10 protein-coding genes, 2 rRNA genes and 1 pseudogene are annotated in these 12,137 nt (G+C 59.5%); 6 read left to right on the forward strand and 7 right to left on the reverse strand.

The window, feature by feature from the left end; all coding sequences use genetic code 11:
- Positions 1–45: 45 nt before the first annotated feature.
- From LUB09_RS21525 to LUB09_RS21540, 4 genes are read right to left on the reverse strand one after another with little or no spacing between them, the layout of a single operon-like run.
- A complete protein-coding gene (locus tag LUB09_RS21525; RefSeq protein ID WP_231423641.1) occupies positions 46–966 on the reverse strand; it encodes a LysR family transcriptional regulator in 921 nt (306 codons plus the stop codon).
- A gap of 60 nt (positions 967–1,026) precedes the next feature.
- On the reverse strand, positions 1,027–1,875 hold the full coding sequence (locus LUB09_RS21530; protein ID WP_231423642.1) for an ABC transporter permease: 849 nt from the start codon (positions 1,873–1,875) through the stop codon (positions 1,027–1,029).
- An 11-nt stretch (positions 1,876–1,886) separates the two neighbouring features.
- Complete coding sequence (locus tag LUB09_RS21535) at positions 1,887–2,738, reverse strand: ABC transporter ATP-binding protein (protein ID WP_231423643.1); 852 nt, start codon at positions 2,736–2,738, stop codon at positions 1,887–1,889.
- A gap of 22 nt (positions 2,739–2,760) precedes the next feature.
- Complete coding sequence (locus tag LUB09_RS21540; protein ID WP_231423644.1) at positions 2,761–3,654, reverse strand: TauD/TfdA dioxygenase family protein; 894 nt, start codon at positions 3,652–3,654, stop codon at positions 2,761–2,763.
- Positions 3,655–3,977: 323 nt separating this feature from the next.
- Here LUB09_RS21540 and LUB09_RS21545 point away from each other — a divergent pair, with 323 nt between their 5' ends.
- The 6 genes and pseudogenes from LUB09_RS21545 to LUB09_RS21565 all read left to right on the forward strand — a co-directional run bounded on the left by LUB09_RS21545 (position 3,978) and on the right by LUB09_RS21565 (position 9,581).
- Positions 3,978–4,676 carry a GntR family transcriptional regulator gene (locus LUB09_RS21545; protein WP_209986971.1) on the forward strand — a complete coding sequence of 233 codons (699 nt, stop codon included), beginning with the start codon at positions 3,978–3,980 and terminating at the stop codon, positions 4,674–4,676.
- Between the two features lie 343 nt (positions 4,677–5,019).
- Positions 5,020–5,778, forward strand: a complete 759-nt coding sequence (locus LUB09_RS21550; protein WP_209986968.1) for a DUF3050 domain-containing protein — start codon at positions 5,020–5,022, stop codon at positions 5,776–5,778.
- Complete coding sequence (locus LUB09_RS21555) at positions 5,775–6,761, forward strand: diiron oxygenase (protein ID WP_231423645.1); 987 nt, start codon at positions 5,775–5,777, stop codon at positions 6,759–6,761. The genes LUB09_RS21550 and LUB09_RS21555 overlap by 4 nt, the downstream gene beginning before the upstream one ends.
- Positions 6,644–7,195, forward strand: a pseudogene (locus LUB09_RS24160) (AMP-binding protein); the annotation flags it as partial. The gene LUB09_RS21555 and the pseudogene LUB09_RS24160, both read left to right, overlap by 118 nt.
- A gap of 12 nt (positions 7,196–7,207) precedes the next feature.
- Positions 7,208–9,100 carry a thioester reductase domain-containing protein gene (locus tag LUB09_RS24165; protein ID WP_442964108.1) on the forward strand — a complete coding sequence of 631 codons (1,893 nt, stop codon included), beginning with the start codon at positions 7,208–7,210 and terminating at the stop codon, positions 9,098–9,100.
- 22 nt (positions 9,101–9,122) lie between these two features.
- Positions 9,123–9,581, forward strand: coding sequence for an SRPBCC family protein (locus LUB09_RS21565; RefSeq protein WP_231423647.1), 459 nt, complete (start codon positions 9,123–9,125; stop codon positions 9,579–9,581).
- Positions 9,582–9,623: 42 nt separating this feature from the next.
- On the opposite strand, the gene LUB09_RS21570 is transcribed toward LUB09_RS21565, so the two are convergent.
- From LUB09_RS21570 to rrf (LUB09_RS21580), 3 genes are all read right to left on the reverse strand, one after another.
- Positions 9,624–11,504, reverse strand: coding sequence for a methyl-accepting chemotaxis protein (locus LUB09_RS21570; RefSeq protein WP_231423648.1), 1,881 nt, complete (start codon positions 11,502–11,504; stop codon positions 9,624–9,626).
- Positions 11,505–11,802: 298 nt separating this feature from the next.
- A 5S ribosomal RNA gene (gene rrf, locus LUB09_RS21575) occupies positions 11,803–11,918 on the reverse strand.
- Between the two features lie 108 nt (positions 11,919–12,026).
- Positions 12,027–12,137 (reverse strand): 5S ribosomal RNA (gene rrf, locus LUB09_RS21580); the annotation flags it as partial.

Below are 12,137 nucleotides of genomic sequence, written 5' to 3' on the forward strand. Positions count from 1 at the left end.
ATCTATGTGGCAGCAAGCCCCCTCCCACAGTTGATTGTGAAATGCTCAGGTGGGCTGGGCTTCGAGCCAGGTGGCCTGGCAGCTTTCGCGAAAGGTTTCGCGCAGCCATTTGTGCGCCGGGTCCTTGTCGAAACGCGGGTGCCAGGATTGGGTCAGCATCAGGGTCGGCAACGAGATCGGCAGGGCGAAGGCGCGCAGCGGCAGTTTCAGACGCTTGACACTCAGGAGGGCTTCCTTGGGCACCGGCAACAGCAGGTCGGAGTCGGGCAGCATGAACATCGCGCCGTGAAACCCAGGGGCGATCATCGCGACGCGGCGCTCCAGGCCCTGGGCGTTCAAAGCAGTGTCGATGGGCCCGCGCGCGATGCCACGGCGCGAGATGCTGATATGGGAATAACCGGCAAACCGTGCGGCGGTGATTTCCCCGTCGAACAACGGGTGGCCTTCGCGCGCCAGCCCGACGAAGGTGGTGGAGAACAGGTTCTGCACCTTTACCTCAGGGGTGACGGGCAGCGTGTTGCTCACCCGCAGGTCCAGGCGCCCTTCGCGCAGGGCTTCGTCGTCGGTGTCGCCTTCGGGCACGAAGTACAGCTCGCACAGTGGCGCCATGCGCTCCATGGTGTCGAACAGCCGGCCGCCATACACGCCGATGAAGAAGTCGTTGGCGCGCACGCTGAAGCGACGCCGCAAGGTGCTCAAGTCCACCTGGTCGGCCGAGCGAAACAGCAGCGCGGCCTGCTCCACGACATTACGCACCTGGCCTTGCAGTTGCATCGCCTTGGGCGTGGGCACCAGGCCGCGTCCGGCGCGCACCAGAATCGGGTCGCCCACCGCCTCGCGGATACGTGTGAGGGTGCGGCTCATGGCCGCCGGGCTGAGGTTCATCCGCCGTGCGGCGCCGACCACGCTGCCTTCATCGAGCAAAGCGTCGAGGGCGACCAGCAGGTTCATGTCCGGTAATTGCATGCCAGGCACTCGCGGTCGTAAAAGCGTGAATTGGCCGCAATCCTAACAGGGATGGCCGGCCTAGCGCTGCATGCCCCAGCGTTTCACCGTGAGCCGCTCGAAGGTGTCGAACACCAGGTTCTCCACCAGCAGGCCGATCAGAATCACCACGGCCAGGCCGGCGAATACCTTGTCGGTGTACAGCTCGTTGCGGTTCTGGAAGATGTACCAGCCCAGCCCGCCCTTGCCGCTGGTGGCGCCAAAGACCAGCTCGGCGGCGATCAAGGTACGCCAGGCAAAAGCCCAGCCGATTTTAAGGCCGGCGAGAATCGAAGGCAGCGCAGCCGGGATCAGAATGAACAGCACGAAGCGCATGCCTTTGAGGCCATAGTTGCGACCGGCCATGCGCAGGGTTTCGGACACGCCAAGGAACCCCGAATAGGTATTGAGCGCCAGCGCCCACAGCACCGAATGCACCAGCACAAAGATCAGGCTGTTCTGGCCCAGGCCGAACCACAGCAGCGCCAGCGGCAGCAACGCAATCGCCGGCAGCGGGTTGAACATTGAGGTCAGCGTGCTCAACAAGTCGCGGCCCAGTTGGGTCGAGACGGCAAGCGTGGTCAGGGCAAAGGCCAGCACGATGCCGATCAGGTAGCCCTTGATCAGCACGGCCAGGGAGATGCTGACCTTGCTCAGCAGTTCGCCGCTGAGCAGGCCGTCGTAGAGCGCGTGGAAGGTCTGCAAAAAGCTCGGCAGCAGCAGGTCGTTGTTCTGATAGCGCGCCACCGACTCCCAAATGACTGCCAGCACGATCAGGATCAGGCCTTTGCGCAGCCAGCCTTGTTGCCACAGACGCTGACGCAGCGGCAGTTCGCGTTCCACCGGCACGCTGAGCAGCGGTTCGAGGGTTATTTCGTATTCCTGGCGCATGGGGCGACCCTTTAGTAAGCGATGCGAATATCGGCGAAACCCAACTCACGTTCGGCCTCGGGGGCTTCATCGAACAGCAGGCGATGAATGCGCCGCGCCGAGGCCTGGAAGTCCACACCGCCGAGGCTGTGCAGGTCGTATTGATGGCTGTGGATTTCTGCGCGCACGCGCCCCGGGTGGGGCGACAGCAGGAGGATGCGGTTGCCGACCACCAGCGCCTCTTCGATGGAATGGGTGACGAACAGCAGGGTGAAGCGCACTTCTTCCCAGAGCCGCAGCAGCTCTTCCTGCATCTTGCGTCGGGTGAGGGCGTCCAGGGCGGCGAAGGGTTCGTCCATCAGCAGAATTTTGGGCTGCATGGCCAGGGCGCGGGCGATGGCCACGCGAGCTTTCATGCCGCCGGACAAGGTGTGCGGGTAGGCATCGGCGAAGGCACTGAGGCCGACTTTGTCGAGGTAGTGCAGCGCGCGTTCTTCGGCTTCGCGGCGCTTGAGGGTTTTCGACGCCAGCAGGGGGAACATGACGTTCTGCTTGACGGTTTTCCAGGGCGGCAACTGGTCGAACTCCTGGAACACCACGATGCGATCCGGGCCAGGTTGTTCGACCTTTTGCCCCAGCAGGCGAATCTCCCCTTCACTGGGCTTGATAAACCCGGCGATGGACTTGAGCAACGTGGATTTGCCGCAGCCCGAAGGGCCGAGCAACACGTAGCGGTCGGCCGGGTCGATCTCGAAGCTGACCTGGTGGGTGGCGCGCACTACTCGCTCGGGGGTGCGGTACTCAAGGCTGACGTTGTCCACCGCCAGCAACGGTTGGGCGGTGCTCAGGTTGCTGGCCGCGTGGCCTGGCAAAGGCGCGTTCATTTCAACTCTCTTGCGATAGGGTTCAGAAAGGCGCATCGCCCTGGATGGTGGTGCGGAACAATTTGCGCCGCAGATGGCTGGGGCAACCGGCGGCGAGATGAATCAGCGAGCGGTTGTCCCAGAACACCATGTCGTGGGGTTGCCATTGGTGGCGGTAGATGTTTTCCGGCAGCACGCTGTGGGCATAGAGCTGGGCCAGCAGGTCGCGGCTTTCGTCTTCGGGCAGGCCGACGATGCGGGTGGTGAAACCTTCACTGACGAACAGCGCCTTGCGGCCGTTTTCCGGGTGGGTGCGCACGATGGGATGAACCACTTCGGCTACCTGGGCCAGCTGCTCCGGGGTGAGCGTCGGGCGCCAGTTACCTTCGAATTTGGTTTCGCTGTAGCGCGCCGTGTAGGAGTGCGCGGCGCTGCGGCCTTGCACGGCGTTGCGCAGGTGCTCGGGCAACTGGTCCCAGGCTTTATGCATGTCAGCGAACAGGGTGTCGCCGCCCTCGGAGGGCAGCTCCTGGGCATGCAGCATCGAACCCAGGCTCGGCAGTTCCTTGTAGGAGAGGTCCGAATGCCAGAATTTACCCGCATCTCCGAGGCCGATGGATTGACCGTTTTCCAGGATGTTGGAGACGATCAGGATTTCCGGGTGATTGGTCAGCAGAAACTGTTTGAGCACGTGAATCTGCAACACGCCGAAACGGCGGCTGAAGGCGATCTGCTGTGCAGGGGTGATGCGCTGGTCGCGGAACACCACGACGTGATAGTCCAGGTGCGCGCGGTGAATGCGCGCAAACTCTTCGTCGCTGACCGGGCGGGACAGGTCCAGGCCAATAACCTCGGCACCGACGCTGCCGGATAATGGGCGAATCTCGAATGCTTGTAGGGTAGCGGTCGCTGTTGGAACAGTAGAGGCGGCGGACATGAAGTGACTCCCGGTCGGACAGGAGAGTAACTTTATAGACATAAGAAGGTCAGTTTAAATACCATTAGTGAATATCTATAGACGTTAATGTGTTCATCAAGAGGCTGGACCGGCTACGCTGAGCGAGTAAGGAAAGGTGGCGAATCATTCAGTTGTTGCTGGCGTGTAAGACGTCGCAAAACCACGGTGTGGGCCTGGAGAACCCCGTGTTTAAGCACTTACAAGCCGAAAACCTTGTTCGTTTGACAAGCTTTTGAGCTGTCTCTAGTGTGCTTTGGATCCAATTAGCCATACTTATTTTAAAAAGGGAGGAGAGCGTAGCCGTGACGCAGAAGCCGAACCTGTTGAACAGCATTAAGGTCAGCGGACCTATCCCCGCTCATCTTGCTCGTTCCGTAATTGAAGAAACCTTGCGCAACGCCATTCTCGATGGCCGGTTGCCCTGCGGCACCGCCATGCGCCAGCAGGAACTGGCCAGCCTGTTCGGCGTCAGCCGCATGCCGGTGCGTGAGGCCTTGCGCCAGTTGGAAGCGCAGTCATTGCTGCATGTGGTGACGCACAAGGGCGCCGTGGTGGCGCCCCTGATCGAAGACAACTCGGCTGAAACCTACGCCTTGCGCATACTGCTGGAGTCCGAAGCCCTGCGCCTGTCGATCCCCTTGCTCACCGAGGCCGACATCGCCGAGGCCGAGACATTGATCAATGCCCTGGAGCGGGAAAAAGACTATACCGAGATCGGACGCCTGAACCGCCTGTTCCACATGGCGCTGTATGACAAGGCGCCCAATCAAAGGCTGCTCAAGCTGGTCGAACATGGCCTGAATGAAGAAGAGCGCTTCCTGCGCTTCAACCTGGAGGCGATGGGGCTCGGCGAGACGTCCCAGGAAGATCACCGCACACTGCTGAGCCTGGTGGCGCAGAAGAAGACCGATGAGAGCATTCTCACCCTGCGCAATCACCTCACGCGCGGGATGGAAGTGATATCTGCCTATCTCAACGGCCTTGAAGCGGCCGGCAAGTAAACCTCATGCCGTTCGGGGCCTCCTTTTTATCAGGGGGAAGCCCCCGCGCCGATACAACTTGATTGAGCCTGCGCAGGTTAAAGAAACTTCCCACACTTAAGCAATTAACTTACTCACAACATGTATTTTCTCGAAAAACTTTTAATACATTTGCAAGCTCATCCAAACGTTTAATCCGCTTATTATCCTGCGCCACTAAACCAGACACTCAAACCGGCCGCGCAATCCCTTGCCCAAGTGCGGCTACACGCTCGGCCCGGCAAAAATCCTGACTGTCCATTTCAAGCTTAATAACAGTCCTTCTGTCTTCAGCGCAGTCGCAACAAACTTATAGGCATCAACCATGCATCAAACTTTACTAGAGCAGAAAAAACTGCAACTGTGCAGTCATCCTTTATTTAATGAAATAACTTCACTCAGCAAGTTACAACTTTTTATGCAGAGCCATGTATTTGCTGTGTGGGACTTCATGAGTCTCACCAAACGCCTGCAACGGGACCTGGCCGGCACACAGGTGCCCTGGCTCCCCCCAACCGATCCTCAGGCCGCTCGGTTGATCAATGAGATCGTGCTGTGTGAGGAGTCGGATGAACGTCCAGGGGGTGGTCATTGCAGCCATTTCGAGTTGTACCGTGGGGGCATGCTTGAAACAGGTGCCAGTACTGTCGCCATCGATCGGTTCGTCATGCTGCAACGCCAGGGGGTAGACGCTCAGGTAGCGTTGCAAACGTTAGAGAGTCTGCCCGGCACGGCACGGTTTGTCGGCAGCACGCTGCACACCGTACTCGACGCACCTACCCACTGTGTTGCGGCGGCCTTCCTGCACGGCCGTGAGAGCGTCATACCGACCATGTTTGAACGCCTGTTGCAAGGCAGCGCAGCGTGGATCGGCCAGGCGCCGATGCTGCGCCATTACTTCAACCGACACATTCAATTGGACGCCGAGGACCATGAACCCGGCGCGCGGGCGATGCTTGAGCGCCTGATCGATGGGGACGTGCATCGCCGGCAACAGGCTGACGCGTTCGCCTTGAGCGCGGTTGAACAGCGCATCCATTTCTGGGACGACCTGCGAGCCTCGCTGCAGGAGGTGCACCCATGAGCATCACGGATTACTGCTCCATCGCCGACGACTGGGAGCGTCGCGCAACCATCCGCACGCGCCCGCGCCGTCTGCTGGAAGACGATGAAAAATTGATCTTCCCGCTGTGCCGCCAGCCGCTGGTATTGAGTGCGACGTTTGTCGAACACTGTGCGCAATGGCGAGACTTTGTGCTGGTACAAAGCTTTTACAAATACATTAATGACGTGGTGATTTTCGAGACCGAAATTGTCGACAGGACCGCCCGCAGCATTGCCAAGAACCGCTTCACACTGCCCTTCCCCCTTGCCTGTCGCTACGACGCAATGTCCGTCGTGGTGGACGAGGATTACCACGCAATGGTGGCGTTGGACTTCCTGCATCAGACGGTGAGCATGACCGGCATCCAGCCCCTCGACCTGCCCAGGCAGATCGAACTCAGCCGCGCGCTGCCGGCAGCGCAGGCACAGGCGCCCACTCATCTGCGCGATGCCGTGGAGCTGATTGGCGTGGCGATTGCCGAAAACACCGTGACCCATGAGGTGGCGGCGTTTTCCAGGGACGACAGTGTCAAGTCGTCCATTCGCGGCATGATGGCCGATCACCTGTTTGACGAAGGCCGCCATGCCCGTTTCTGGACAAGTCTGGTGCATCTGTATTGGCAGGCGGCCAGCCCGGCAGATCGCGACAGCATCGCTCAGGTGCTGCCGACGTTTCTAATGCACTACCTGACCAACGATCTGCAAAAAACCTTCGACCTGCAATTGATCGAACACCTGGGCGTGAGCGCGCGCACCCGCTGCGTGAACGCTTCATGGCGCTGGATGTGCGTGGTGCCGATCGGCAAGACGCCTCGCAACCGCTGCCGCACCCTCGGCCAGACCCGAGCGCACCGTGCGTCGTGCTCTTCACGTCCGGCACCAGTGGCAGACCAAAAGGCGTGCGGCTCAGCCAGGGCAACCTGGCGCACTTTACTGCCTGGTTCGGTGGCTGCATGGAATTGAGTGAACAGAGCCGCGTGCTGCAGTTCGCCGCATTGAACTTTGATGCTTCGCTGATGGATATTTTCCCGAGTCTGATTGCCGGCGCGCAGTTGATCATTCCCGGCGAGGCGCAGCGACGTGACCCGCAGCAATTGGTGGAGTTGATTCGCCAACAGCACATCACCCACGCGTTCCTGCCACCGGCGCTGCTCGGTATCCTGCCGCTGGATGAGCCGCTGGGCCTGACTCACCTGCTAACCGGTGGCGAAGCGTGCGAACCCCATGTCATCGAACGTCTGGCCGGCCAATGCCACCTGCACAACCTCTACGGCCCCACCGAAGCAACGGTACTGGTGACGCATCGCCTGCTGCAGCGCAAAGATGGCAACACCCGGGTGGGCCGGCCAATCGCCAACAGTCAGGCGCTGATCCTCGACGAGGACATGCAGCCGGTGGATGAGCAGGTGATGGGGGAGTTGTATATCGTCGGGCCTGGGGTGAGCCTGGGATACTTGAGCACCGCGCCGGTACTCGACAGTCCCTTTGTCGAGCTGACACTGCCGGACGGCCAGGTTGTCAGGGCCTACCGCAGTGGCGACCTCGCGAAATGGACGGACGACGGTATAGAACTTGGTGGGCGCCGTGATGATCAGGTAAAGATCCGCGGGGTGCGGATCGAGCCGCAGGAGATCGAGCAGTGCCTGCGCGACAGTCGGCTGTTTCGTCAGGTTGCGGTGGTGATCGAGCGTGACGGCAAGATTCGGGGGGTGGTCGCCTATCCGGAGGCCGGTGCTACGCTGGTCGATCTCAAGCAACACGCGCGGCAGTGGTTGCCTGATTACCTGCAACCACAGGTGTGGGCCGAACTGTCTGCCCTGCCCTGCTCCGGCAGCGGGAAGATTGACCGTCAGGCCTTGCTGGCATTGCCGATTCAATCCTCACTGGCTGGCAATGGCCGCACTGCGCATACGCCCCTTCAACGGCAACTGGCGCGGCTATGGAGTGAATTGTTGCGCGTGCCTGTGGATGATTTGAGGCTGGACGACAGCTTCTTCAACCTCGGTGGGCACTCCATTTTGCTGTCGACTTTGTTGCTGAGCATTCGTGAACAGTTCGGCCGCAGTGTACCGCTGAACCACTTCTTCGAGAGGCCGACGATCAGTACGCTCGCCTTGCTGATGCAGGACAGTGCGCTGCCAGACGCAGCGTACGGCCAGGCCGTGCGCGATGCTCAGCGTGAACAGGCACTGAGGGTGCTGCCCGAAACTCGAGCTGGTGATCGACGCAAGGTGATTGTGACGGGGGCCAACAGTTTTATCGGCGTACATGCCGTCGAGGCATTACTGGCAGGCGGTGCAACAGCGGTAGCGTGTCTGGTGCGTGAGTTGCCGGGTCAGCCGGCAGCCAGCAGGTTCAGCGAGGCACTGAAGGAGTACCGCCTGGAACATCTGGACACGAGCCGGGTGCGGGTGTATCCGGCCGATGTCAGCCAGCCACGCCTGGGGCTGGCGTGCGAGGTGTATGACGCGCTCGCGAGGGACTTTGGCGTGCTGGTGCACAACGCTGCACAGGTCAATCATGTGATGGACTATGGGTCGCTGGTGCCGGACAACGTCGACCCCGTGCGGGAATGTTTGCGCCTGTGCGAGACCCACTGCAAAAAGGTTCTGAACTTCATCTCGACGCTGTCCGCCTGCAGCAGCATTGATGCCGAAGGCTACGTTCTGGAGTTACCGGCCGAGGCGACACTGCCGATCTACATCAAGAATGGCTACAACCTCTCCAAGTGGGTGGCCGAGCGGCTGTTGGGACGTGCGGTGGCGCAAGGCGCGTGGGTCAATATCCTGCGTCCGGGCAACATCAGTTTCAACAGCCGCAACGGTGTTTGCCAACCCCGGAAAAATCGCCTGATGCTGATGCTCAAGGGATCGCTGCAATTGGGTCTGATGCCCCGTCAGGAGGTGAACTTCGACCTGATGCCGGTGGACTTTTTTGCACGCTTTCTCGCGTTTCACTGTGGCCAGTTCGACAGCGAGCGCAGCGTTTTCAACCTGCACAACCCGCAGCCGCTGAGTTGGGACGACTACCTTAATGCGTTCAGCCAGGCGGGACATGCCTTCGACCGCGTCACTGTTGTGCAGTGGCAACAGGCCTTGCGCACAGTTGATCGCGACAACGCGTTGTTCGGGGTACTCGGGTTTTACATGGATGGGCCGGGCGAAGACATCGGCGACACTTCAATGATCCGTTTCGACAACGCACGTCATGGCGTGGAACAAATGGGCACGCACTACCCCGAGAAAAGTCCCGCCTTGTTGCGTCAGGGCTGCGACTACCTGAAGGCTGTGGGCTTTCTTTGAACTGCTTTTAAGGACCTTTCTCATGAAACCACTGCAACCCGATACGCTGATTCGCAATCCCTGTACCGCACCGGTGCAGGCCTGTGTCGTTGTCGAGTGCGAAGCGGCTCGCTTGTGGGCCGTAGTCGGTCACTTTGCAGGCTTTGATGCGTTCATTCCGGCCCTGTCACATATCGAAATGACCGGCACGGGTGTCGAAGCCTTGCGTACCAAGTTCTTCCACGATGGTCACTGCGTGGTGGAACAACTCAACAGCCGGGATGAAGACGCCATGTGCATGACCTGGACTACGGTCTACAACACCTTGGGCGTGGCGCGCCTGTGGGCGGCGATGAGTGTTGAGGCGGTTGACGCCGGCCGTGCCAGGGCGACCTGGACGATCATCGGCGAACCTGTCGGAGACACCCAGGTGGAATTTGATGCGTTTGCACAAGCGTTTGCCGACAGTGCGCTGGAGAATGTGCGCCGGATGCTTGGCTGAACGCAGGAGCGAGCGTGCTCGCTCCTGCTTTGCCCTCAAAAGTCAGAGCTTGAAGCTGTCAACCAGCTGCTTCAATCGACTGGCCTGCTGGGAGAGCGCATCGCAGTCTCTCAGCGTTTCATTGAGGTTGACCACGCCTTGCTGGTTCAGCAGGTTGATCTGGTTGATATCCACGTTGAGGCTCTCAACCACGGCAGTCTGCTCCTCGGTAGCGGCAGCCACCGATTGGTTCATGCCGTCGATCTCGACAATCCGCTGCGTCACGCTGATCAGGCGCTCGCCGGCCTGGTTGGCCACTTCAACGCTCTCTTCGCTGGAGGCCTGGCTGGCGTTCATGGTAGTTACCGCTTCACGCGAGCCCACTTGCAGCGAGGTGATCATTTTATGGATCTCTTCAGCCGACTCCTGGGTGCGGTGAGCGAGGTTGCGCACTTCGTCAGCGACCACTGCAAAGCCACGACCTGCCTCGCCGGCCCGTGCCGCTTCGATCGCGGCATTGAGCGCGAGCAGGTTGGTTTGCTGAGAGATACCTTTGATCACATCGAGAATGTGGCCGATGTTGTCGGTACTGGCATTCAGCGTTTCGATCTGGGTGCAGGACAGGCTGATTTTTTGCGACAGCTCCGACATTGCCAGGATGGTTTGCTCAACCACTTTGCGTCCGCCATCCGCTTGCTCGCTGGCACCGCTGGCATGCTGCGAGGCGTCGGCCGCGTTACGTGCAATTTCCTGGGTGGCGGCGCCCAGCTCATTGATAGCGGCGGCTACGCTGTTGGTGCGCGCGCTCTGCTCGTCGGAGCCAACGATGGAGGCATTGGACGAGGCCATCACTCGCTGGGACAGATCGTGTACCTGGCGCGTCGCCGAGGACACTTCGGAAATGGACGCGTGGATTCGCTCGACGAATTGGTTGAAAGCACTGCCCACTTCGCCAAATTCGTCCTTGCTGGTCACATTGAGGCGACGAGTAAGGTCGCCTTCACCTTGGGCAATGTCCTTCATCGCCGCGCCCATGGTGGTCAAGGGCCGCAGCAATACTTGAATCAGCAGGCTCAAGAGCACGGCAATCGCTACCACGGCGATCAGCATGGCAATCAGCGCTGAAGTGCGGAATTTACCCAGTGGTGCGTAGGCTTTGTCTTTGTCGATCGACAGACCGATATACCAATCCGCGCCTGGCAAGCCGCTGATAGGCGTGAACGACAGGATGCGCTCCTGACCGTTGAGGACGACATCCTGGTTGACCTTGTCGATACGCAGGCTGATGCCTGGATAGATATCCTTGAGGTTCTTCATCACCTGGTCCTCGTCCGGACTAACGATGACCTGGCCATCGCCGCTGACCAGAAACCCGTGACCAATGCCGCCGAAGTCCACGGCATTGATGATCTTCACCAGGGTTTGCAGGCTCAGGTCTCCACCGACGACACCCAGCAGCTCACCGTTCTTCTTGACCGGCATGGCGATGGTAACGATCTGCCCACCTACTGCGGCCATGTAGGGCGGTGTAAGCATGGGCTTATCGGCAGCGACGGCTTGTTTGTACCAGGGACGCTGACGCGGGTCGTAGCCATCGGGCATCTTGGCGTCGGGGCGCTGCGTGAACACGCCGTTGGTTTGGCCAACGTAGGTGAATTGAAAATTTGAAGTGAGCGCAGGCTGATCAACCAGACCCGGAAGGTCGGCAGTTGCGCCTTGGTGTGCGATGTTCTGTGCCAGGTTCTTGAGGACCAGTACGCGGCCACTTAGCCAGTTCTGCACACTGCTGGCGGTGAGTTCACCTGACTGCTGGATGGACGACTCCAGATTTTGCTTGATCGTGCTGCGCTGCAGGTAGTCGTTGTAGAGCGTGAATAACGCGAAGGCCAGGACAACGACGCCTGACGCGGCCAGCAGGATTTTATGACTGAACTTCAGATTCATTTCGTCGACTTCTTTTGCCAAAGGGGATGAGCGTGCCGCGTGGAACATTCCATGTAGCGCTATAAGCAGGCTCTTCGGCCGCTCTATCTCGGGGCACGCGTGGCTCGTCAGGCTTTCGGCAGGGAGTGCGGAAATCTTGAGATGTATTCTCATCCCCTACAGGGCAGCCGACCAATGGTTATCGTACAAGTGCAAGCATGTAAGCGTGATATGGGACCAGGTAAGGCGAGCACCCTGTCCAAGTCCCTAAACGAAAAAACCCCTGTCTGCGCTAGCAGACAGGGGTTCTGGTATTCAATCTTGACGATGACCTACTCTCACATGGGGAAACCCCACACTACCATCGGCGATGCATCGTTTCACTGCTGAGTTCGGGATGGGATCAGGTGGTTCCAATGCTCTATGGTCGTCAAGAAATTCTGTATACCAGAGCGTTGTTCAAACAACACGCCGGTGAAAATTCATGGACTTCTACAAAAACAAAACCCCATCTGCTTTCGCAAATAGGGTTTCGGAATTTAATCTTGACGATGACCTACTCTCACATGGGGAAACCCCACACTACCATCGGCGATGCATCGTTTCACTACTGAGTTCGGGATGGGATCAGGTGGTTCCAATGCTCTATGGTCG

The sequence above is a fragment of the Pseudomonas sp. Leaf59 genome, from assembly GCF_920984685.1.
Taxonomy (GTDB): Bacteria; Pseudomonadota; Gammaproteobacteria; order Pseudomonadales; family Pseudomonadaceae; genus Aquipseudomonas.